19 protein-coding genes are annotated in these 22,658 nt (G+C 73.3%); 11 read left to right on the top strand and 8 right to left on the bottom strand.

Annotated elements, in window-relative coordinates; all coding sequences use genetic code 11:
* Nucleotides 1–372 precede the first annotated feature (372 nt).
* From IE308_RS29560 to IE308_RS29545, 4 genes are read left to right on the top strand one after another with little or no spacing between them, the layout of a single operon-like run.
* Nucleotides 373–1,188, top strand: coding sequence for a glycosyltransferase family 2 protein (locus IE308_RS29560; RefSeq protein ID WP_190220276.1), 816 nt, complete (start codon nt 373–375; stop codon nt 1,186–1,188).
* A complete protein-coding gene (locus tag IE308_RS29555; RefSeq protein ID WP_229909243.1) occupies nt 1,185–2,216 on the top strand; it encodes a glycosyltransferase family 2 protein in 1,032 nt (343 codons plus the stop codon). The genes IE308_RS29560 and IE308_RS29555 overlap by 4 nt, the downstream gene beginning before the upstream one ends.
* Complete coding sequence (locus tag IE308_RS29550; RefSeq protein WP_190220275.1) at nt 2,209–3,009, top strand: polysaccharide deacetylase family protein; 801 nt, start codon at nt 2,209–2,211, stop codon at nt 3,007–3,009. Before IE308_RS29555 ends, IE308_RS29550 begins: the two co-directional genes overlap by 8 nt.
* Entirely contained in the window at nt 3,002–6,799 is a 3,798-nt protein-coding gene (locus IE308_RS29545; RefSeq protein WP_190220274.1) for a lipopolysaccharide biosynthesis protein, read from the top strand. Before IE308_RS29550 ends, IE308_RS29545 begins: the two co-directional genes overlap by 8 nt.
* A 36-nt stretch (nt 6,800–6,835) precedes the next feature.
* Here IE308_RS29545 and IE308_RS29540 read toward each other — a convergent pair whose 3' ends face one another.
* The gene (locus IE308_RS29540; RefSeq protein ID WP_190220273.1) at nt 6,836–8,260 is read right to left on the bottom strand and encodes a GH39 family glycosyl hydrolase; all 1,425 of its coding nucleotides are present in this window, start codon (nt 8,258–8,260) and stop codon (nt 6,836–6,838) included.
* Between the two features lie 146 nt (nt 8,261–8,406).
* On the opposite strand from IE308_RS29540, the gene IE308_RS29535 reads away from it, so the two are divergent.
* Both IE308_RS29535 and IE308_RS29530 read left to right on the top strand, forming a co-directional pair.
* Complete coding sequence (locus IE308_RS29535; RefSeq protein WP_190220272.1) at nt 8,407–9,501, top strand: DUF5925 domain-containing protein; 1,095 nt, start codon at nt 8,407–8,409, stop codon at nt 9,499–9,501.
* A 15-nt stretch (nt 9,502–9,516) separates the two neighbouring features.
* A complete protein-coding gene (locus IE308_RS29530) occupies nt 9,517–10,308 on the top strand; it encodes a DUF72 domain-containing protein (protein WP_190220271.1) in 792 nt (263 codons plus the stop codon).
* Here IE308_RS29530 and IE308_RS29525 read toward each other — a convergent pair.
* Nucleotides 10,293–10,673 carry a GntR family transcriptional regulator gene (locus tag IE308_RS29525; protein WP_190220270.1) on the bottom strand — a complete coding sequence of 127 codons (381 nt, stop codon included), beginning with the start codon at nt 10,671–10,673 and terminating at the stop codon, nt 10,293–10,295. The two genes, IE308_RS29530 and IE308_RS29525, sit on opposite strands and share 16 nt — an antisense overlap.
* Nucleotides 10,674–10,744: 71 nt before the next feature.
* Between IE308_RS29525 and IE308_RS29520 the strand changes: the two genes are divergently transcribed.
* Together IE308_RS29520 and IE308_RS29515 are read left to right on the top strand one after the other, a co-directional pair.
* Complete coding sequence (locus tag IE308_RS29520; protein WP_190220269.1) at nt 10,745–11,674, top strand: GNAT family N-acetyltransferase; 930 nt, start codon at nt 10,745–10,747, stop codon at nt 11,672–11,674.
* Nucleotides 11,655–12,161, top strand: a complete 507-nt coding sequence (locus tag IE308_RS29515) for a ribonuclease FAU-1 family protein (RefSeq protein ID WP_190220268.1) — start codon at nt 11,655–11,657, stop codon at nt 12,159–12,161. Before IE308_RS29520 ends, IE308_RS29515 begins: the two co-directional genes overlap by 20 nt.
* Nucleotides 12,162–12,175: 14 nt before the next feature.
* Here the strand turns inward: IE308_RS29515 and IE308_RS29510 are convergent, their stop codons facing one another.
* Nucleotides 12,176–12,760 (bottom strand): class I SAM-dependent methyltransferase, encoded by a 585-nt coding sequence (locus tag IE308_RS29510; RefSeq protein ID WP_229909241.1) that lies wholly within the window; start codon nt 12,758–12,760, stop codon nt 12,176–12,178.
* A gap of 170 nt (nt 12,761–12,930) precedes the next feature.
* Here IE308_RS29510 and IE308_RS37280 point away from each other — a divergent pair, with 170 nt between their 5' ends.
* Nucleotides 12,931–13,065 (top strand): hypothetical protein, encoded by a 135-nt coding sequence (locus tag IE308_RS37280; RefSeq protein ID WP_110627149.1) that lies wholly within the window; start codon nt 12,931–12,933, stop codon nt 13,063–13,065.
* Nucleotides 13,066–13,071: 6 nt separating this feature from the next.
* Here IE308_RS37280 and IE308_RS29505 read toward each other — a convergent pair whose 3' ends face one another.
* Nucleotides 13,072–13,521 (bottom strand): GNAT family N-acetyltransferase, encoded by a 450-nt coding sequence (locus IE308_RS29505; RefSeq protein WP_110627150.1) that lies wholly within the window; start codon nt 13,519–13,521, stop codon nt 13,072–13,074.
* A 142-nt stretch (nt 13,522–13,663) separates the two neighbouring features.
* Between IE308_RS29505 and IE308_RS29500 the strand changes: the two genes are divergently transcribed.
* Nucleotides 13,664–14,653, top strand: coding sequence for a lytic polysaccharide monooxygenase auxiliary activity family 9 protein (locus IE308_RS29500; RefSeq protein ID WP_190220266.1), 990 nt, complete (start codon nt 13,664–13,666; stop codon nt 14,651–14,653).
* 50 nt (nt 14,654–14,703) lie between these two features.
* Here the strand turns inward: IE308_RS29500 and IE308_RS29495 are convergent, their stop codons facing one another.
* From IE308_RS29495 to IE308_RS29485, 3 genes are all read right to left on the bottom strand, one after another.
* A complete protein-coding gene (locus IE308_RS29495; protein ID WP_190220265.1) occupies nt 14,704–15,564 on the bottom strand; it encodes an esterase/lipase family protein in 861 nt (286 codons plus the stop codon).
* Between the two features lie 149 nt (nt 15,565–15,713).
* Nucleotides 15,714–16,682 (bottom strand): DNA polymerase Y family protein, encoded by a 969-nt coding sequence (locus IE308_RS29490; protein WP_190220264.1) that lies wholly within the window; start codon nt 16,680–16,682, stop codon nt 15,714–15,716.
* Complete coding sequence (locus tag IE308_RS29485) at nt 16,679–20,182, bottom strand: DNA polymerase III subunit alpha (RefSeq protein WP_190220488.1); 3,504 nt, start codon at nt 20,180–20,182, stop codon at nt 16,679–16,681. The genes IE308_RS29490 and IE308_RS29485 overlap by 4 nt, the downstream gene beginning before the upstream one ends.
* A 133-nt stretch (nt 20,183–20,315) precedes the next feature.
* Here IE308_RS29485 and IE308_RS29480 point away from each other — a divergent pair, with 133 nt between their 5' ends.
* Nucleotides 20,316–21,344 (top strand): DUF3533 domain-containing protein, encoded by a 1,029-nt coding sequence (locus IE308_RS29480; RefSeq protein WP_190220263.1) that lies wholly within the window; start codon nt 20,316–20,318, stop codon nt 21,342–21,344.
* 197 nt (nt 21,345–21,541) lie between these two features.
* On the opposite strand, the gene IE308_RS29475 is transcribed toward IE308_RS29480, so the two are convergent.
* Nucleotides 21,542–22,447, bottom strand: coding sequence for a S1 family peptidase (locus tag IE308_RS29475; protein WP_190220262.1), 906 nt, complete (start codon nt 22,445–22,447; stop codon nt 21,542–21,544).
* Nucleotides 22,448–22,658 lie beyond the last annotated feature (211 nt).

Genomic DNA, 22,658 nt, shown 5'->3' with positions numbered 1-22,658 from the left:
GCACAAGCGCGACGATCAACGAAAAACGTGAGACCTCGTTCCAGGTCTTGCCATACTGGTTCAATCGTCAATACCGTCGTACATCTCACCCGCAACGGTCCGTCACACAGCGGCTCATGGGGAGGGCTCAAGGACCGCGACGTTCCGGGGCGGGGCGCGGTAGGGGGGTGCCGTGCTCGGTGACCGCTTCTGTGACCGAGTCGTGCCGCGCGACCGGCTGCCCGCCAGCGGCAGACCGGCCACTTTGCCAGCTCACCCATGGACACGGAGCGTCAGATGTCCGTGCCGTGCGTGAGATACCCCCCTTTCGAACCGGACACACAGCCGGGCCGCCCAGGGGCGGGCGGTCCGCCGGACGAGAGGGACCGTTCCATGAGCTCAGTTCTGCCTTCGCGCAGTCAGGCGCCCGAGACGGCCGGCGAGTACCGGCCGATCTCCTCGCACCTGGCGATAACCCCGCCGGTCAGCGTGGTGATACCGGCCATGAACGAGGCGGAGAACCTTCCGTACGTCTTCAAGACGCTGCCCGCCTGGATCCACGAAGTGGTCCTGGTGGACGGCAACTCCACCGACGACACCGTCGAGGTCGCCCGTGACCTGTGGCCCGGCGTCAAAGTGGTGCGGCAGCAGGGCCGGGGCAAGGGGGATGCCCTGACCACCGGTTTCGAGGCCGCGACCGGCGACATCATCGTGATGGTCGACGCGGACGGCTCCGCCGACGGCAACGAGATCGTGTCGTACGTCTCCGCCCTGGTCTCCGGTGCCGACTTCGCCAAGGGCTCCCGCTTCGCCAACGGCGGCGGCACCGACGACATGACCTTCATCCGCAAGCTGGGCAACTGGGCGCTGTGCACGGCCGTCAACCGCAAGTTCGGCGCCCGGTACACCGACCTCTGCTACGGCTACAACGCGTTCTGGCGCCACTGCCTGGACAAGATCGAGCTGGACTGCACCGGGTTCGAGGTGGAGACCCTGATGAACATCCGGGTCGTCAAGGCCGGCCTGAAGGTGCAGGAGATCCCGAGCCACGAGTACCTGCGCATCCACGGCACCAGCAATCTGCGGGCCGTGCGGGACGGGCTGCGGGTGCTGAAGGTGATCCTCAAGGAGCGCTCCAACCGCCGTGAGCTGCGCCGCCAGGACCGCCGCTCCCCGATGCTCGGCCCGGTGCGGGGAGAGGTGCGTTGAGCGATCCCGGCACACCACCCGGTCCCGGCCCGGCACCGGCCCTCGGGGTGTCCGTCGTCGTCTGCGTCTACACCGAGGACCGCTGGACGGACATCCTCGCGGCGGTCTCCTCGGTGCGGGCGCAGTCGTACCCGGCCCTGGAGACGCTGCTGGTCGTCGACCACAACCCGGCGCTGAAGGACCGGCTGGCACGCGAGTACAAGGAGGACGGGGACGTCCGCGTCCTCGCCAACGCCGGGCCGCGCGGCCTGTCCGCCGGCCGCAACACCGGCATCGCCGCCGCCCGCGGCGAGATCGTGGCGTTCCTCGACGACGACGCCGTCGCCGAGCGGGACTGGCTCCGGCACTTCGCCGAGGGGTACGCCGACCCGCGGGTGATGGCCGTCGGCGGGCGCACGGTGCCCGTGTGGGCGTCGGGCCGCCGGCCGGACTGGTTCCCGGAGGAGTTCGACTGGGTGGTGGGCTGCACCTACAAGGGCCTGCCGCCCGGCCGGGTCCGGGTGCGCAACGTCCTCGGCGGCAACGCCTCCTTCCGCCGCGCCGCCTTCGACGCGGCGGGCGGCTTCGCCACCGGCATCGGCCGCGACGGCGACCGGCGCCCGCTGGGCTGCGAGGAGACGGAACTGTGCATCCGCCTCACCCGCGCCCGGCCCGACGCGGTCCTGCTCATCGACGACCGGGCCGTCATCCACCACCGGGTGCCGAAGGCGCGCGAGCACTTCGCCTACTTCCGCGCCCGCGCCTACGCCGAGGGCCTGTCCAAGGCGCTCGTCGCGCGCAGCGTCGGCGCGGACAAGGGCCTGGAGTCCGAACGCCGGTACACCACCCGGGTGCTGCCCGCCGGGGTCGCGCGCGGCCTGCGCGACGCACTGCTGGCCCGGCCTGGCGGCGCGGGCCGCGCGGGCGCCATCGTCGCCGGCGTGTGCGCGGCGGCGGGCGGGTACGTCGTCGGGAGCCTGCGGGCGCGCCGGGGCGGTACGGCCTTCTCGGTGCCGTCGATCGCGAGGGCGGAGGCCGCCGATGAGTGAGGCACCCGTGCCGATCCTGATGTACCACGCGGTCGCCGCCGGCCCGAACAGCGCCACCCGCGCCCTGTCGGTGGCGCCGGAGGCGTTCGCCGAGCAGATGGCGCTGCTCGGCGACCGGGGCCTGACCCCGGTCACCACGGCGACGCTGGCCGCGTGCTGGCGCTCCGGGGCGCCGCTGCCCGAGCGGCCCGTGCTGATCACCTTCGACGACGGCTACGAGGGCGTGCACCGGCACGCCCTGCCGGTGCTGGCCGAGCACGGCTTCCCGGCGACGCTGTTCGTGTCCACCGGCTGGCTGCGCGGCGCGCACGACACCGGCGGCGCCCTGGACACCATGCTCGACTGGGACCAGGTGCGCGAGCTGGCCGCGTCCGGCGTCGAGATCGGCGGGCACAGCCACACCCACCCCCAGCTGGACCAGCTCGACGACATGCGGCTGCGCCGCGAGCTGACCCGGTGCCGGGACATCGTCGCCGGTGAACTCGGCGCCCTGCCGGTGTCGTTCGCCTACCCCTACGGCTACTCCAGCCGCCGGGTGCGGCAGGCGGTGCGCGACGCCGGGTTCGCCCAGGCGCTCGCCGTCGGCAACGCCCTCGCGCACCGCCGCCAGGGGCCGTACGCGCTGCGGCGCGTCACCGTGCGGCGCGGCACCGGCATCGACGAGTTCGCCCGGCTCGTCGAGGGCCGGGCGATCACCCGCACCTTCGCCCGGGACCGCGTGCTCACCAAGGGGTACGCGATGGTCCGAAGAGCACGCCAGATCCGCCGGAAGGCCATCCCCGACCGTGTCTGACACGACGACCACAGCCCAGGAAGCGTCGCCGGCGGCCGAGGGGGGCGGGCCGCCGGGCCGCCGCCGGCTGCTGCGCCTGCCCGGCCGGGGCAGGGCGCCGGGCGGCGGCAGCCAGCTGTTCCGCAACGCCTACGCGCTGATGCTCAACACCGGTATCTCCGCGGTGCTCGGCCTCGGCTTCTGGCTGGCCGCCGCCCGGTACTACGACGAGTCGGCGGTCGGCCAGGGCTCCGCCGCGATCGCCGCGATGAAGCTCCTCGCGGGGCTGACCGCGGTGACGCTGACGGGTGCCCTGGCCCGGTTCATCCCGGTCGCCGGCCGCACCACCGGGCGGTTCATCTTCCGCACCTACGCGGGCAGTTCGCTGGTGGTGGCGGTGGCCGCGGCGGTGTTCCTGCTGACGCTGGACGCGTGGGGGCCGTCGTACCGCTTCCTGCACGGTCCGCTCAACGGGCTGGGCTTCGTCGTCGCCGTGATCGCGTGGAACCTGCTCACCCTCCAGGACGGGGTGCTGACCGGGCTGCGCAGCGCGCTGTGGGTGCCGGTCGGCAACACCGTGTTCTCGGCGGTGAAGCTGGCGCTGCTGGTGGCGTTCGCGGTGGCGATCCCGACGTCCGGCGTGTTCGTCTCCTGGGTCGCGGCGATCGCCTTCTCGGTGCTGCCGCTGGGCTGGCTGGTCTTCCGCCGGCTGGTGCCGCGGCACGTGGCGGCGACCGAGGGGCGCACCCGGCCGCCGACGCTGCGTGAGACCGGGCGGTTCCTCGCCGGGGACTACACCGGTTCGCTGTTCTCGCTGGCCGTGGTGTATCTGGTCCCGGTCATCATCGCGGCGCAGGTCAGCTCCGAGGACAACGCGTACTTCTACATCACCACCACCATCGGCGGCACATGCAACCTGCTCGCCATCAACATGGGCGCCTCGCTCACCGTCGAGGGCTCGCACGACCCGGGGCGGCTCGCCGCCAACACCCGGGCCGCGCTGAAGCGGATGGCCCGGATCATGCTGCCGGTGGCCGGGACGCTGTTCGTCGGCGCGCCCTGGATCCTCGGCGTGTTCGGGCCGGGGTACGCGGACGCGGCGACGCCGCTGCTGCGCTGGTTCGCGGTCGGCGCGGTGCTGCGGGTCGTGATGGAGACGTACTTCTCGGTGCTGCGCGCGCAGAGCCGCACCGCCGGACTGGCCTGGCTGCAGGGCCTGCTGTGCGTGCTGGTGCTCTCGCTGACGCTGCTGCTCCTGCCCCGCATGGGGCTGACCGGCGCGGGCGTCGCCGAGATCTCCTCGCTCGCGGTGATCGTCGCGATCGCCGCGCCCAGGCTGTACCGGACGGTCAGGTCGGCTCCGGCGGACGTCGTCGAGGACACCGCGCCGGACGGGGACCTCGCCGACCTGGGAACGCCCGCCGAGCCGGCCGGTGTGCGGCGGCGGCCCACCTGGGCGCTGGACAAGGACACCCTCGCGCTCGGCATGCACCTCGACTTCGACCACCAGGAACGCCGCCCGGACGTCCGCCCCGGGCCCGGCACACCGCCACTCGGGACACCCGCGGTGGTGGAGCTGGGACTGCCGGTCGAGGAGCGGGAACCGGAGGTGGACGCCCCGTTCGAGGAGGTGTTCGACGCCGGTTTCGGCGACCACGCCACGGACCCGGCCGTCGTACGGGAGGGCGCCGCAGGAGAGACCGCCGCAGGAGAGACCGCCGTACGCGAGGAGGCGGAGCCGGTACGGCCGGAACAGCCGCCGGAGCAGGTGCCGGACGGGCCGGCGCGCTCGCGGTGGCTGCCCACCCGTGCCGGTCTCATCCTCGGCTGTCTGCTGACGGCGGCACTGCTGCTGTACTGGGTGCCGGCGCTGCGGCTCGGCGAGGCCGACCTGGACGGCATGGGCGGGCTCGGGCTGGTCGAGGTGCTGCCGCTGCCGACGCTGGCCGGGGCGGCGCTGCTGGCGGTGGTGTTCGCCTCGCTGCTGTGGCTCGGCCGGGAGCACCGGGCGCTGCTGCTGGTGACGCTGCTCGCGACCGTGGTCTCGCTGCACGCGCTGCCCGCGGTGCTGGAGGCGGAGCCGCGGTTCGCGACGGCCTGGCAGCATCTGGGCTTCCTCGACTACATCGACCGCACCGGGTCCGCCGTGCCGGACCTGGACGCGCGCTGGAGCTGGCCGGGGTTCTTCGCGGTCGCCGCGTTCGTGCTGAAGGCGTGCGGGGTCTCCGACTACACGGAGGTCATCCGCTGGTGGCCGACGGCGATCCAGCTCTGCTACCTCGTGCCGATGTTCCTGCTGGTGCGGTCGATGCGGGCGAGCTGGCGGGCGAAGTGGACCGGCGTCTGGGTGTTCGTGCTGGGCGGCTGGGTCGGCCAGGACTACTTCTCCCCGCAGGGCTTCACCTATCTGCTGTACCTGATGTTCGTGGCGATCCTGCTGGTCTGGTTCCGCCCGCCGCGCGTGCTGTGGGGCAGATGGCGGCCCGGCGAGGCGGAGGTCGAGCCGACGGACCGGCGGCAGCGGGCCGTGCTGCTCGCGGTGGTGATCGGCCTGTACGCGGCGAGCGTGCCCGCCCACCAGCTCACCCCGTTCGTGATGCTGGGCGTCCTCGCGGCGCTCGTCGTCCTCGGCAAGTCCGAACTGCGCGGGCTGCCGCTGCTGTTCGCGGTGCTGGTCGCGGTGTGGGTCGGGTTCATGGCCGAGCCGTACTGGTCGGGCCACTTCGACGAGCTGTTCGGCGGGGTCGGCGGCGTCGGCAGCAATGTCTCCTCGTCGGTGTCCGGCCGTATCGAGGGCGGCAGCTCCACGCACAAGCTGGTGCTGTACACGCGCGTGGCGCTGGCCGGCGGGGTGATGGCGTTCGCCTGCTGGGGCTGGTGGCGGCGGCGCGAGCACAAGTACCGGGAGCGGTCGCTGCTGGTGCTCACCTTCGTGCCGTTCCTGGGCTTCGGCATGCAGTCGTACGGCGGTGAGATGGCGCTGCGCGTGTTCATGTTCGCGCTGCCCGGCGCCGCGCTGCTCGCCGGTCTCGCGCTGTTCCCGCGCACCGGCGTCACCGTGGAGGAACGCGAGAAGGACCGGGTCAGCCTCGCTCCGCTGGCCGCGCTGCTGGCCGGTCTGCTGCTGATCGGCGGCTTCCTGGTGGCCCGCTGGGGCAACGAGCCGTTCGAGCGGATCCGGCCCGGCGAGGTCGCCGCCATGGAGTACGTGTACGCGCACGACGACCCGACCGTGCGCCTGCTGTGGCTGAGCAACGACACGTACACCAACGTGACGCCGGCGATGCCGTGGGGCGCCCGGGACATGGAGAAGGTGCAGTACGTGCCGACGCTCGCGCCGAGCGATCCGGTGCTGGTGTCCGGGCTGGTCAAGGCGTTGAAGGACGCGGGCCCGAACTCGTATCTGATGGTCAACCGCAGTCAGGTCGTCTATCTCCAGCTGGACGTGGGCTACTCGGCCACGTGGGAGCCGCGGCTGGTGCGCAACCTGGACCGGCGGCCGGAGCTGACCCGGGTCCTTGCCAACGCGGACGTGACGATGTACGCGCTGAAGCAGCAGCCGGAGGGCAGGGTGGCGAAGGCCGATCCCGGTCCGATCGGCCCGCAGGTGACGTGGACGCCGTGGTCGGTGGTCGGCGGTCTCGCGGCCGTCGCGCTGATCCTGCTGCTCACCGCGCGCGAGGTGGTGCGGGTCGCGGTGCGGCCGAGCGTGCGGCAGCTGCGCTGGCTGCAGGGCACGTTCTGGTTCGCGCTGCCGCTGCTGGCGGTGGTGTTCGCGGCGCTGGTGCAGCGGTTCCTGACGATGAAGTGAGGCGGGACGGACGGGCTCACCCGGACGGGCGGGGGCTCACCCGGCGCTCCGGGTGAGCCACTTCACCTCGTAGGCCTGCATGTCGAAGCGTTGTCCGTCGACCTGTGCGCTGATCGGGCGGCCGAGGGTGTTGACCACGAGGACGGTCCGGTCGCTCGCGAGGACGCGCACGTTGGGCACGTCGTCGGGGGCGACCGGTACTGTCCGCTGCCGGGTGCCCGGCGCGAAGGCCTCGGAGAACCGGGAGACCAGGTCGTACATGGGGAGCCTGCGCCCGCCCGAGGCCCGGTCGGTGGGCGTCCACAGGCAGCCCGCGCACGCGGTGCCCTGCTCCTTCTCCGGGTTCCAGTAGAAGCCGCTCGTGGCGCCGCCCTTGGCGAGGGCGATCATCCCGGCGGCCTGCACGGCGACCCGGCGCGCCTCCGACCAGCCCTTGCGTTCGTCGTTCGCGTCGGCGGGCTCGACGTAGTACTCGGCCCACCACAGGGGCAGCCCGCCGGTCTGCTGCCGCACCCACCTGCCGACGGCGGTGAACTTGTCGGTGGCGGCGAACTCGTCGGGCAGCAGCTCGTCGTCGTTGGTGTAGCTGGAGCCGTCCACGACGACGAAGTCGGCGCCCGCCTTGTTGCGGTTCCAGTACGTGAAGGCGTCCAGCACCCGCTGGTCCATGGCGCCCCAGGGGCCGGTGAAGGTCCTGGACGCGTCGGCCGAGCGCGGGTCGAGGCTGTCCATGACGAGATAGGGGCCGCCGACCTGGATGTCCGGGTTCACCTTCTTCAGGGCCCGGTAGACGAGGTTGTACATCCGGGTGTAGCCCTCGTAATCCCAGCGGCCCTGGGCGTCGTTCCAGAAGCCCTTGAACTCGTTCCAGACGACGAAGTGCCGGACGTCCGGGTAGCGCCGGGCGACGGTCGCGGCGAGCGCGGCGAAGTCGGCGTAGTGCTCGGGCCGTGGCGCGGTCTCCAGCGCGGACTGGGTCCAGTCGGTGTTGTCGGCGCCGGCCCTGCCGCCCTTCATCCAGTCCGGGGAGCAGCACAGCGTGATCACGGGGGTGCCGTGGGAGGCGCGGACGAAGTCGATGCGGCGGTCGAGCGCCGCGAAGTCGTAACGGCCCTTGACGGGTTCGGGGTTGTCGGCGCCCCAGCCCATGATCGCCTGGTTCTGCGGCAGCGGCCGGCCGCCGAGCATGTCCTCGACGCGCCGGACGGCCTCGGCCGTGCCCTCGTCGGCGCTGAACTGGGTGTGGGTGAGGCCCCAGCCGACCTCGGGCCTCGGCCGCTCGGCGGGCCGGGCGGGCGTGCCGTGCACCTTGGCCCCGTCCGGTGTGGTGCCGGCGGTGCTCCCGCCGCCGGGAAGTGTGTTGACCAGGGTCACCACCAGGGCCAGTACGGCCACACCCACGCCGAGCAGCGCGGTGAACCGCCACCGCCACGCCCCCGAGTCCCACCCATGACGTCCCATCGAGGGCAACAGTAACGGCGGGCGGGGGGCCCGGGGCAGATGTCGCAGATGCACGGGCTTGTAACAGGGCGGGCGGGATCCGACACGGGGGCACACAGCGCGGGAAACCGGGTGCACGCGCCCGCCGCGTGCCCGATCATGGCGGCATGCCTGCGCACCCGCACGACGCCCTGCCGATCCGGCTCACCGTCGACGACTCCGACTCCCCCTCCGACGTCGTCGACGCGCTGTTCCTCGGCCGCTTCGCGACGGGCGAGCAGCCGTACTCGCACGCGGTGAACATCGACCGTGTCCGCTCCGCCGCCACCCTGCTGCCGTCCGGCGCGCGGGTGCTGCGGGTCGCCCGCGACGACGACCGCAGCGCCACGCTCGCCGAGGGCGACGGCTGGACGCTGCTGGTCTCCCGGTGGAACCGCGGCGCCGACGTGACGGTCACCGCGACCACGGCGGAACTGGCGAAGCAGATCCTCGACGAGGCCACGGACGGCGCGGCGGACGAGCCCGAACCGCAGCCGGAGAACGTGACGATGGGCTTCTGGTACGTCTCCCCGCGCCGCGGCCCGCACCGCACCACCCGGCAGATCTCCGCGGGCACCTGGGAGGAGGTGCGGCCCAACTACACCGCGCCGGTGGCCGAGGCGATGGACCGGCTGATGAAGACCACCCCGGAGGACATCGCCGGCCGGCTGCTCCTGCTGCACGGCCCGCCCGGCACGGGCAAGACGTCCGCGCTGCGCACCCTGGCCCGTTCCTGGCGGGACTGGTGCCAGGTGGACTGCGTGCTCGACCCGGAGCGGCTCTTCTCCGACGTCGGCTATCTGATGGACATCGCGATCGGCGAGGAGGACGCGGCGGGCAAGGGCCGCTGGCGGCTGCTGCTCCTGGAGGACTGCGACGAGCTGATCCGCGGCGAGGCCAAGCACACCGCGGGGCAGGCGCTGTCCCGGCTGCTGAACCTGACCGACGGGCTGCTCGGCCAGGGCCGCAACGTCCTGGTGGGGGTGACGACCAACGAGGACCTGGAGCGGCTGCACCCGGCCGTGGTCCGGCCGGGCCGCTGTCTGGCCCGGATCGAGGTCGGCAAGCTCACCCGCGCGGAGGCGGTGAGCTGGCTCGGCACCGAGGAGGGCGTCGGCCGGGACGGGGCGACGCTGGCGGAGCTGTACGCGCTGCGGCGTGGCACGTCACCGGCGGCGCTGCCGGAGCCGCGGGGCGGGGCGGACGCGGGGCTGTACCTGTGATGCTTTGATGGGGGTATGACCCTGTTCGTCGGCACGTCGGGCTGGCAGTACAAGGACTGGAAGGGCGCCCTGTACCCGGCCGACGTGCCGGTGCGCCGGTGGCTGGAGGAGTACACCGCCCGGTTCGCCACCGTGGAGATCAACAACGCCTTCTACCGGCTGCCGTCCCGGGAGACCTTCGAGGCGTGGCGGGAGCGGGTGCCGGGGGACTTCGTCGTCGCGGTCAAGGCGAGCCGCTACCTCAGCCACATCAAGCGGCTGAAGGACCCCGAGGAGCCGGTGCACCGCCTGATGAGCCACGCGGCGGGCCTCGGCGACCGGCTGGGCCCGGTGCTGCTGCAACTGCCGCCGACGCTGCGCGCGGACCCGGGACTGCTGGACGCGTGCCTGGCCTGCTTCCCGTCCGGGGTGCGCATCGCGGTGGAGCCGCGGCACGACTCGTGGTGGACCCCCGAGGTGCGCGAGGTGCTGACGGCCCGGGGCGCGGCCCTGTGCTGGGCGGACGTGCTGTCCCGCCCGGTGACGCCGCTGTGGCGCACCGCCGGGTGGGGCTACGTCCGCTTCCACCAGGGGCGTGCCACGCCCTGGCCGCACTACGGCCGCCGGGCGCTGGAGACATGGGTGGACCGCGTCGCCACGGCGTTCACGGACGCCGAGGACGTGTACGCCTACTTCAACAACGACCCGAACGCGGCGGCGCCGGCGGACGCGGGCACGTTCGCGCGGGCGGCGCGCCGGGCGGGGCTGACGGTCACCCGTACCACCGCGGACCTGCGGACGCCGGACCCCGCTCAGCCCTCCCCGTGAGCCGCCCGCAGGGCGTCCCGTACGGCGACCAGGGCCGCCTCCTGCGGGAAGCCGAGCCGGCGGGCCCGCTCGGCGTACGCCTGCGCCGCCGCGGCCAGCTCCCGCTCCGCGGCCGATCCGGCGGCGGCCACGTAGGTGCCGTGGCGTCCGCGCGTCTCGATCACGCCGTCGGCCTCCAGCGCCCGGTAGGCCTTGGCGACGGTGTTGGCCGCCAGCCCCAGCGACTCGGCCAGCCCGCGCACGGTGGGCAGCCGGTAGCCCACGGGCAGCGCGCCCGAGCGGGCCTGCTCGGAGATCTGCGCCCGCACCTGCTCGAACGGCGGCGCGGCCGAGGCGCCCTCATCGATGTCGATCTTCAGGCTCACAGAGGCGATTGTCCCGCACGGGCCGGAAAATGGGAGGCACCGGGCCGCCGCAGCCCCGTACCGTGCGGCCAATGACCGTGATCGTGCGCGACCTCCGCCCTGATGACCGGGCCGACGCCGAGGGTTTCACCCGGGTGCGTGACCTGGCCCTGCCGTTCATCCTGACCACCCCCGACTCGGTGCGGCACGTCGTGACCCGCAGCCATCCCGCCGCCCGCTTCCGGGTGCTCGTCGCGGAGGCGGACGGCGAGGTGATCGGCGCGGCCTACGTCGGTCTGGTCCACGAGAGCCCGGAGCCCGGCCAGGCCTTCCTCAACGTCTACGTCCGCCCCGACCGCACCCACCGCGGCGCCGGCGCGCTCCTGGTCCGCACGGGCGAGGAGCACCTGGCCGCCGTGGGGGCGCGCAAGGTGTACTCCTGGGTGCTGGACGAGCCCGGCAACCGCGCCTTCGCCGAGCGGTGCGGCTACCGCACCGGCCGCTCCGCGCACTCCCTGCGCCTGGACCTGGCGGACGGCACGCTCCCGCCGCTGCAGGATCCGCCGCCGGGTGTCGAGCTGCGCACCGCCGCCGACTTCGCCGCCGACCCGCGGCCGCTGTTCGAGCTGGACGCGGAGACGGCGTCGGACGAGCCGAGCGACATCGACTACGCGTTCACCGACTACGAGGCCTGGCTGGAGGAGACCTGGCGGCATCCGCTGCAGGCCCACGAGCTGACGGTGGTCGCGGTCGTCGACGGCCGCCCCGCCGCCTTCAGCGTCGCCTACGCCGACGGCAAGGGCCGCTATGCGACGGCGATGACGGGCACCGCCCGCGCCCACCGCGGCCGGGGCCTGGCCAAGCTGGCCAAGAACGCCTCGCTGCACCGCGCCCGTGCGGCCGGCTGCCGGGAGGCGTTCACGAGCAACGACACCGGGAACGGCCCGATGCTGGCGATCAACCGGTGGTTCGGGTACGAGATCTGCGCGACGGAGGTCAGATATGTCCGTGAACTCGGCTGAGGCCGGGCAGGCACCGACGGTGGACGTCGTCCTCGTCAAGGCGGGCCGTACGAAGATCCGTTACCCGGCGGAGCTGCTCGCCGACGACGGCATCCGCATCGCGGTGCGGGCGCCCTGGGCGGGCACCGGGGCGCGCGACTTCGGCTTCGTGCGGTTCGAGGCGGGCGATGTGTTCACCGAGTTCTACTGGCGTGACCGCTGGTACGCGGTGAAGGAGGTCCGTGCCGCCGACGGCACGCTCAAGGGCTGGTACTGCGACATCACCCGCCCCGCCGAGCGCACCGGCGCGCAGCTCGTCGTGGAGGATCTCGACCTGGACCTGTGGCGTTCCGCCGACGGCGGGGACGTACGGCGGCTGGACGAGGACGAGTTCGCCGCGAGCGGCCTGGCGGAGCGGGACCCCGAGGCCGCCTCGGCCGCCGTGGCCGCCCTGGACGAGCTGGAACGGCTGGCCCGCGAGGGCGGTTTCGAGGGGCTTTTCGACTGACCGGCGGGGGCCGGTCAGACCGTCGCCACCACCGCGTACCGCTCGTCGTCCACCGTCTTGCCCCACAGCAGCGGGTCGTCCGTCAGGTCCTCCACGCGGATGTCCCGGGCGAGGGGCGCGAGCAGGGCGGTGAGCCGGGCCGCGGGTATGCCGACCGGGCTGAGGGTCCCCCACACGCCCTCGACCAGCACCAGCCGCCCGTGCGGCCGCAGCAGGTCCCGCCAGTGCCGCAGGGCGCGGGCGGGATCGGGCAGCGCCCACAGCACATGCCGGACGAGGACGGTGTCGAAGCGCTGCTCCCCCACCGGCGGGGCCGCCGCGTCACCGGGCAGGAACACGGCGTCACGTCCGGCGAGCTTGGCGCGGGCCCGCTCCAGCATGGGCAGCGAGCGGTCGACGCCGGTGACCCGGTGTCCCCGCTCGGCCGCGAGCAGCGACAGGCTGCCGGTGCCGCAGCCCAGGTCGAGCACGTCACCGGCGCGGTGCGGCAGCCAGCTCTCCAGCCGCCGCGCCCAGGCGGCCCGCACCCGCGGGTCGCGCAGCCCGTGGTCGGGCTCGTCGTCGAACACCTCGGCCTGCGCGTCCCAGTCGACACTCACCGCAGTCCCTCCGTCACATCGGTTTGTTCTGGGCCCAAGAGTGACACCCGCCACTGACAATCGAATCGTGACAGCCGCCACTGACAGCGCCGCACCGATGAGGAAGGCTCACGCCACGGGTCTACCTCCGTGAGAACGCGGAACTCGGTGGATCCCTGAAGGAGGCAGCCATGCGCCGGATGACCGTGCAGAAGCCCCTGAAGAAGACGGACGCCCGCAGGGTCCGCGAGGAAGCCGACGAGCGCCCCGCGGGGCGTCCGGAGGTCCGCAAGGACATCGCCCGCACCTGGTGGCCGGACGGCTGAGAGCCGTCAGCGCAGCCGCTTGCGGTAGTGGATGCGGTCGTACGGCCCGTCGACGCGCCGCTCGACGACCTCGTAGCCGTACTTCGGGTAGATCTCCTGGTTCTCCCACATCATCGCGTTGGTGTAGAGCCTGACCTCGGGCAGGGCGAGGGCACGCGCGTGTGCGTCGACGAACCGCAGCAGCCGCCGCCCCACGCCCTGCCCGTGGGCGTCGGGGTGGACGGCGATGCTGTCGAGGAACAGGTGGTCGGCGCGGGCCTCGACCACGACCAGACCGGTCACCGGCTCTCCCGTGACGAACACCCGTCCGGCGGCGACGTCCGCCGCGTGGTCGGCCTCCATGGGCTGCGGGACCACGCCGATGCGCGCGATGTACGGGTGGTAGGCGGCGTCGGTGACGGCCCGCACCGCCGGCACGTCGGCCGCCGTGGCCGGTCTGATCTGCTCGTTCGTCATGTCCGTACGCTAACTACCTGATCGCAGTCTGAGCACTCCCTTAAGGGCACCCTAAAGATCGCCAGGAGGCTCCTGCGGCACGCGATTTCACGGTTTCTTGGTTCCGGCACCCGACACGCACCGGTTCCGAGGAGACATCCCCATGCCCGCACGCCGCAAGGCCGCCGTCGCGCTGGCCGCCGGCCTCGCCCCGCTCGCCCTGACCGCGCTGGCCGCGGCGCCCGCCGCCGCGCACGGCTCGATGGGCGACCCGGTCAGCCGGGTCGCGCAGTGCTATGCGGAGGGCCCCGAGAGCCCGGAGTCGGACGCCTGCAGGGCGGCGGTCGCGGCCGGCGGCACCCAGGCGCTGTACGACTGGAACGGCATCCGCATCGGCGACGCGAACGGCCGCCACCAGGAGCTGATCCCGGACGGCCGGCTGTGCAGCGCGAACAACGACGAGTTCCGGGGCCTCGACCTGGCCCGCGCCGACTGGCCGGCGACGAGCGTGAGCGGCGGGTCGTACACGTTCAAGTACCGGGTGACGGCGCCGCACAAGGGCACGTTCACGGTGTACATCACCAAGCCGGGCTACGACCCGGCGCAGCCGCTGGGCTGGGACGACCTGGACCTCGCGCACCCGGTGGCGACGGCCACCGACCCGGTCGCCGCGGGCGGCTTCTACACCTTCTCCGGCACGCTGCCCGAGCGTTCGGGCCGGCAGCTGCTGTACGCGGTGTGGCAGCGGTCGGACAGCCCGGAGGCGTTCTACTCCTGTTCCGACGTCACCTACGGCGGGGGTGCCGCCACGGGGGGCGGCACCCCCGCGTCCGCCCCGGCGGCCCCGGCCGCGCCGGCCGCCTCCGCGCCGTCGGAGGAGCAGATCGAGGCCGGTGCCGGCAAGTCGACGATCGAGCACCACGGGCACGGCGACCAGGACGCCACGACGACCGCCGACCCGGCCCCGGCCGCCGCGCGGGAGACCGCGGAGCCCAACAGCCCCAAGGCGGCGGCCGCCGGGGTGAGCCTCGCCGAGACCGGCGGGGACGGCGGCACGCCGTATCTCGCGATGGGCGGGGCGGGTGCGCTGGCGCTCGGCGCGGCGGCGCTGTTCGCGTCCGTGCGCCGGAAGGCGGCGACGAGCCGCCGGTGAGACGTGCCGGGGTCCCGCCGGCGGCTCAGGCCGGCCGGACCCCGGTGGGGTCAGCTGAACACCGAGGCGCAGGTGGTCGGGGTGGCGTGCGCCGGGTCGAGCGCGTTGGCCACCTCGTGGAAGGCGATCCGGTCGGTCAGCCCGACGAAGACGTGCTCGGACAGGTCGAGCGCGCACAGGTCCTGCAGCACGACGTTCCTGACGCCGGGTCCGCTGAGGAACTGGCTGCGGTACGGCGTGACCACCTCGTCGTACTGCGTGGCGAGGACGGTGTAGCGGACGCCGGGGACGGTGTCGCCGCCCTCGTTGAGCCGGTTGAGGAAGTCCGAGCCGACGACCTGCTGGGCGAGGGCCGGGGTGGTGGCGTTGAGCAGGTCCTCCGCGCCAGGGAAGTACGGCAGCAGGTGGGTCAGTCCGCTGAGGGTGGTGCCGTGGTTGCTGGGCGCGATGCCGACGAGGGCGTTCACCTTGTCCGCGCCGCCGAGGAACTTCAGGTAGTAGCGGGGCATCATGCCGCCCTGGGAGTGGCCGACGAGGTCGGCCTTGGCGGCGCCGGTCGCGTCGAGCACCCGGTCGACGAAGACGGAGAGCTGCTGTGCCGACTTGTCGATGGGGCCGAGGGCGTGGAAGAGCGGGACGCCGGGGAGCTGGCCGTAGTCGAGGGAGTAGACGCAGTAGCCGCGGTGCTCCAGGTACGGGGCGAGGCCGAGCCAGTTGTCGACGGAGTTGCCGAGGGTGCCGTGGACGAGGACGACGGGGCGGGGATGGGTGGCGGACGGCTTGCAGGTGTAGTCGTTCCACCCGCTGGTGGGGGCGTCGGACGCGTGGGCCGCGACGGTGGGGGCGGCGAGGGCGGCGGCGGTCAGCAGCAGGGCCGCCAGGGGTCTGAGCACGCGTTTCCAGGGCAGCATCGGGTGATCTCCTTGCGGCTCAAGGGAGTGGGACGGTGGGGACGCCCTGTGATCCGGATCACGGGATGCTGTTCACTTGTCAAGTTACGGGCGAGTAGTGCAGGCGTGAAGTTACGCGTCAGTAAAAACTTCCAGTGATAACCGGGGTGTTACGCGGCCAGCGTTCCCGGCATCACCGCCCGGGGCCCGAACTTGGCCCGCGCGCGGTCCGCGACCTCCTCGATCCGGCGGGCCTTCTCGTCCGCCGGGTCGAAGGTCAGCTGGTGGGAGGCCTGTTCGGCGGGGGTGAGGCCCTCGGCGCGCAGGGCGAGGGCACGCACCCGGGCACGCTGCAGGCCGAGCGCGTCGTACAGGCCGTACGCCGCCTTCGCCAGCGCCGCCGAGTGCGCGGTCGGCTCCGCCAGGGTGCGGGTGCGGGTGGTGGAGGACCGGTCGGCGTAGCGCACGGTGAGGGTGAGGGTGCGGCAGACCTTCTCCACCGCGCGCAGCCGGGCGCCGATCTCCTCGGCGGCCGACAGCAGCGCCCGGCGGTGCCGGTCGGGGTCCAGTTCGTCGCGGTCGAAGGGCCGTTCCGCCGCCAGCGACCGGGACACGGCGTTCGGCACGACCCGGCCGCGGTCGACGCCGTTCGCCTTCTCGTGCAGTTCGCGCCCGGTCCGCGCGCCGACCAGCCGCTGGAGCGTGGACAGGGGCGCGGCGGCGACCCGGCCGAGGGTGTCGAGGCCGTACTCGCCCAAGGTGCGGGCGGTGGCGGCGCCGACGCCGGGGAGCACGGCGACGGGCCGGCCGGCGAGGAACTCCCGCTCGCCGCCCTCGGGTACCACGCAGGTCACCCCGGGCCGGGCGGAGCGCAGCGCGACGCGGGCCAGCATCGGGCCCGGCCCGGCGCCGATCGCGCAGTCGACGCCGTGGTGGGCGAGGGCGCGGACCCGGATCACCGAGGCCAGTTCGACGGCGCTGCGTCCGAAGTACCGTTCGGCGCCCCGCAGATCGGCGAGCGCCGCGTCGGGCGGCAGCGCCTCGACGACCGGGGTGAACTCCTCCAGCAGCCCGAGCAGCCCCGGCAGGGACGCCTCGTACATCGGCGGCAGCTGGAAACGTACGCAGAGGATGGTCATCCCGCACTCCCCGGACTCTGGTGCCACAACTTCCTTCCCACCGCGGGTCCTTCACCCGCGGGGCGCAGATCCGCCCAGGGGTGCATCTCGTACCCCGTGGACATGCGGATCCTCCGGTCCTCCATCGGGTCGCGGGCCGCGGAACCCGCGGGCGCCGGGCGGCCGTCGGCCCCGGCGAGCCGGGCCCGGGCCGGGCCGTCGCCGTCCGCCGGCGCGGCGCCGTCGTCCCCGGCGGGCGGCCGGGCGAGCCGGGCCGCGACCCCGTCCAGCCCCTCCTCCCGGCGGACCTCCAGCAGCTCGGCGAGGTTCCACGCGGCGGAGCCCACCACGCTCAGGCTGCGCGGCCCGCGCCGCTGCACCACGCCGCGCACCAGCAGCAGCCAGGAGTGGAAGACGGTGTGGGCGCAGGCGTCGTGCGAGTCGTCGAAGAACGCGAGGTCGACCAGGCCCGTGCCGTCGTCCAGCGTGGAGAAGATGACCCGCTTGCCGGAGCGGATCGGCGGCGTCTGGGTGGCCGCCTTGGCGCCCGCGACCAGCACCGTCTCGCCGTGCCGCGCCTCGCGCAGCCGGCGCGCGGAGACCACGCCCAGCTCGCGCAGGAACTCCCGGTGATCGTCCATCAGGTTGCGCGAGGCGTCCATGGACAGCACGCCCAGCTCGGCGCTGAGCCGCTCGGCCGCCGACAGGTCGGGCAGCCCGGCGGGCGCGGTCTTGCGGCCCCCGGCCAGCGGCAGCTGGCCACCGCCGCCGCTGCGGGCGCCCCGGTGCAGCTCGGTGAGGTGCAGTTGCAGATCGCGCCGGTTGGCGCCGAAGGCGTCCAGGGCGCCGACCTGGGCGAGTCGCCCGGCCAGCGGCCTGCTGGGGCGCGCCCGCTCCCAGAAGTCGAGCAGGGAGGCGTACGGCTGGCCGTCCGCGATCCGCGCCGCCTCGGCCTCGCTGATGTTGTGCACGTCGGAGAGGGCGAGCCGCAGCCCCCACACCCCACCCTTCTCGGACACCAGTTCGATACGGTGGGCGACGCCCGACTTGTTCACGTCCAGCGGCAGGACCGGCACCCCGCGCCGCCGCGCGTCCGCCAGCAGCAGCCGCTTGGGGTACATCCCGGGGTCGTGCGTGAGCAGCCCGGCGTAGAACGCGGCCGGGTGATGGGCCTTCAGCCATGCCGACTGGTAGGTCGGTACGGCGAAGGCGACCGCGTGCGCCTTGCAGAAGCCGTACGACCCGAAGGCCTCGACGATCTCCCAGGTCCGCCGGATCGTCTCCGCGTCGTATCCGTTCGCCGCCGCCCGCTGCGCGAACCAGATCCTGATCCGCGCCTGCGACTCGGCGTCGGACAGCCCGCGCCGCACCCGGTCGGCCTCGCCCCGTCCGCACCCGGTCATGATGTCGACGATGTCGATGATCTGCTCGTGGAAGACGACGACGCCGTACGTCTCCTTCAGCGGCCCTTCCAGGTCGGGGTGCGGGTAGCGCACCGGCGCCCGCCCGTGCCGTGCCTCGATGAACGGCCGCACCATGTCGGCGGCGACGGGTCCGGGCCGGAACAGGGAGATGTCGACGACCAGGTCGTGGAAGTCGGCCGGCTGCAGCCGCCCCACCAGGTCCCGCTGCCCCGGCGACTCGATCTGGAAGCACCCCAGCGTCTCGGTGGACCGGATGAGCCCGTACGTCGCCGGGTCCCCCTCCGGCACCGCGTCGAGGTCGATCCGCTCCCCGGTCGCCCGCTCCACCTCGGCGACGGCGTGCGCCATCGCCGACTGCATCCGCACGCCGAGCACGTCCAGCTTGAGCAGCCCGAGGTCCTCCACGTCGTCCTTGTCGAACTGCGCCATGGGGAACCCCTCGCCGCTGGTCGGCATCACCGGCGTACGGCGCAGCAGGGAGGCGTCGGAGAGCAGCACCCCGCACGGGTGCATGGCGACGCCCCGCGGGAGCGCGTCGAGCGCCTCGACCAGCTCCCACAGCCTGCCGTACTTCTCCCGGTCCGCCGCCAGCTGCCGCAGCTCGGGCAGTTCGTCGAGGGCCGCGCGGGCGTCCCGCGCGCGGATGTGCGGAAAGGACTTGGCGATCCGGTCGATCTCGGCGGGATCCATGGACAGGGCGGCCCCCACGTCCCGGATCGCGTGCCGCACCCGGTAGGTCTCGGGCATGGCGACGGTGGCGACCCGCTCGGCGCCGAACCGGTCGAAGATCGCGCGGTAGACCTCCAGCCGGCGCGCGGACTCCACGTCGATGTCGATGTCCGGCAGCACCACCCGCTCCTTGGACAGGAAGCGCTCCATCAGCAGCCGGTGCTCGATCGGGTCGGCGTGCGCGATGCCCAGCAGATGGTTGACGAGCGATCCCGCGCCGGACCCCCGGGCGGCCACCCGGACACCCATCGCCCGCACGTCGTCGACGACCTGGGCGACCGTCAGGAAGTAGGAGGCGAAGCCGTGGTGGGCGATGATGTCCAGCTCGTGGTGCATCCGCTCCCAGTACGCGCGCCGCCCGGCGTACCCCTTGAGCACCATGCCCGCCGCCGCCCGCGAGGCCAGCGCCCGCTGGGCGGTGCGCCGCCCGGCGCCGACGAGGTGCGGCTCGGGGAAGTGGACGGTGCCCATGCCGAGGTCGTCCTCGGGGTCGACGAGGCACTCGGCGGCCGTGGCCTGCGTCTGCTCCAGCAGCCGGAGGGCGGCCTCCCGGCGGAACCCGGCGGCCTCCACCACCCGCTCGGCGACCGCGAGCATGGCGTCCGGGCCCTTCAGCCAGGCCTCGCCGGAGTCCAGCTCCCGGCGCGGGTCGATGGGCACCAGCCGCCGGGCGGCGTCCAGCACGTCGGCGACCGGGCCCGCCCCCGGGTCGGCGTACCGCACGGCGTTGCCGAGCACCGGCCGCACCCCCTGCTCGGCGGCGAACCCGACGGTACGGGCGGCGAGCCGCAGCGACCCCGGCCCCGTCCCCTCCCGCCCGTGCCAGACGGCCTCCAGACGCAGGGCGTCGCCGTACACCTCACGCCAGCGGGCGAGCAGCTTCGCGGCCCGGTCGGGCCGGCCGGCGGCCAGCGCGCGTCCGACCTCGGAATCGGTCCCGAGCAGGACGACCAGACCGTCCCCGTGGTTGTCCTTCCAGGTCAGCCGGGGTGAGGGCGCGTCTCCGGCATGCGCCGCAGAAACGATCCTGCACAGCGCGCCCCACCCGCGGGCACCGTCCCGGGCGAGAAAGGTGACCCGAGGCGCCGACTCGTCGACGAAGGCACCCCCGCGCACCGGACCACGCCGCCGCGCGGACGGCACCGCCTCGGTTTCCGCCACCGCCAGCTCGGCCCCGAACAGCGGACGCACCCCCACCCGGGCACAGGCCTTGGCGAACCGGACGGCACCCGCGACGGAGTCCCGGTCGGTGAGGGCGAGGGCGTCCATCCCCCGCTCGGAGGCGCGCTCGGCCAGCCGCTCCGGGTGCGAGGCGCCGTAGCGCAGGGAGAACCCGGAGACGGTGTGCAGATGCGTGAAGCCCGGCATCCACACCTCCAGCTCGAACACTCGTTCCCAACCTGCTCACCACCACCATAGACCAAAACCCGAACACATGTACGACAACCGTTCGGCCGCCTCCCACCTGCGGAAACGTGCCTCTCCCTGGAGCGTGGGGGACATGACACAGACCACCTTCCTCGGCGAGGTGAAGGACGCCGTCACCCCGCGGGCCACGCTCCTGGTCGTCGGTGTGATCGCCCTCCAGCTGCTCTTCATCGCGTCCTATGTCGGGGCCCTGCACGACCCGAAGCCCAAGGACGTGCCGTTCGGGGTGGTCTCCCCCCAGGCCCGGCAGGTGGTGACCCGCCTGGACCGGCTCCCCGGCTCCCCGCTGGACCCCCGCGCGCTCCCGGACGAGCGGACGGCGCGCGAACAGATCCTCAACCGGGACATCGACGGCGCCCTGGTGGTCCACCCGTCGGGCACCACCGACACCCTCCTGGTCGCCTCGGGCGGCGGCACGGTCATGGCCACCGCCCTGGAGAACCTCATGACCGCCCTGGAGCGGACCGAACAGCGCACGGTCCGCACCGTCGACGTGGCCCCCGCCTCCGACCAGGACTTCGACGGCCTGTCCTCCTTCTACCTGGTCGTCGGCTGGTGCGTGGGCGGCTACCTCTGCGCCTCGATCCTCGCGATCAGCACCGGCGCCCGCCCCGCCAACCCGCGCCGGGCCACGATCCGCCTCCTGGTCATGGCGCTGGTCTCGGTCGTCGGCGGTCTGGGCGGCGCGATCATCGTGGGTCCGATCCTGGACGCCCTGCCCGGCAGCACGGTGGCCCTGTGGGGTCTCGGGGCCCTGATCACCTTCGCCGTCGGCGCCGCCACCCTCGCCCTGCAGGGCCTCTTCGGCATCATCGGCATCGGCCTGGCGATCCTCCTGGTGGTGATCGCCGGCAACCCGAGCGCGGGCGGCGCCTTCCCGCTGCCGATGCTCCCCCCGTTCTGGAAGGCGATCGGCCCGGCCCTGCCGCCCGGCGCCGGCACCTGGGCGGCCCGCTCGATCGCCTACTTCAGGGGCAACGACACGACGGCGTCCCTCCTGGTCCTGTCGGCCTGGGCACTGGCCGGCATCGCGATCACGATGCTGGCGGCAACCCTGCGCGCCCACCGCAACGGAACCCCCCTGCCGACACAGCGGAGGTAGCCGCGCACGGCGGGAAGGGGCCGCCGCAGGCATTCAGGGGCGCGGGGAACTGCGCGAGCAACCACCCACGCGCCCGCAGACGACAGGAGACATGCCGGAGCAGAGAAAAGCCCCCGCGCACCACACGGGCACGCGGGGGCTCCCGGACTCTTCAGTACGCGTCAGTACGCGTACGCGTCAGTCCACGTCAGCCGAGATCAGTAGACGTGCACACCGTACGCGCTCAGCGCCTCGGTCACCGGCTGGAAGAACGTCGTACCGCCGGAGCTGCAGTTGCCGCTGCCGCCGGAGGTCAGACCGTACGCGACACCGCTGTTGGAGTAGAGCGGGCCGCCGGAGTCGCCGGGCTCGGCGCAGACCGTGGTCTGGATCAGCCCGTAGACGATGTCACCGCCACCGTAGTTGACGGTCGCGTTGAGCGCGGTGACCCGTCCGCTGTGGATGCCGGTGGTCGAGCCGCGCCGGTACACGGTGGTCCCGACGGACGGCGTCGCGGCGCTGGTGATGTCCACGCTGCCCACGGCGCCCGACTTGGTCACCGAGGAGTTGGTGTAGCGCACGATGCCGTAGTCGTTGCCGGGGAAGGAGGATCCGGCGGTGGAGCCGAGCGTGGTCGAGTGGGACGAGTTCGACCACCAGGTGCCCGCGCCGTCGGTGCAGTGACCGGCGGTCAGGAAGTAGTAGTTGCCGCTGTTGTCCTGGACGTTGAAGCCCAGCGAGCAGCGCCAGCTACTCGCATAGATGGCGTCGCCGCCGGAGATCAGCTTGTTGAACTTGCCCGGGGTCCGCTTGATCGTCAGCGCGCCGGAGGTGCTGCCGGCCTGCTGCTTGATCTTGGCGATCTCGGCCTGGGAGACCGTGCTGTCGACGGTGACGACGACCCGGTTGGTCTTGCTGTCGACGGCCCAGGCGGTGCCCGGGATGTCGGCCTTGAGCACCGAGTCGCTCGCCTTGGTGAGCTGCGCGGCGCTGAAGGTGGTGGGGGTGTCGGCCGCGTTCGCGCTGGGGATCGCGATCGCGGCGGCGGCCACGAGTCCGGTGGAGACGGCGATCAGCCGGGTCCGTCTCGAAGTGCCGCGGGGGGTGGTGCGCTTGATCCTCACGTGTCGTTCCCTCCATGGGAAGTCGGGGGCCCGCGTGGGGTCGGGGCCCGTGAGGCGCAGCCAGGGACACGTTCCGCGTCCGGATTCCGGACGGGATGTGCCCCTGACAAGCGCTGAGGGGGAGTATTCGGCCGGACGGCCGGTTGCCGCAAGGGCGCCTTTCGGCCGTACAGCCTTCAACTGATCGTCCTCGAAAGGGGGTTGATCTTGC

The sequence above is a fragment of the Streptomyces griseosporeus genome (genome assembly GCF_014656055.1).
Classification (GTDB): Bacteria; Actinomycetota; Actinomycetes; order Streptomycetales; family Streptomycetaceae; genus Streptomyces; species Streptomyces griseosporeus.
This window is presented reverse-complemented; position numbering and strand designations above follow the sequence as displayed.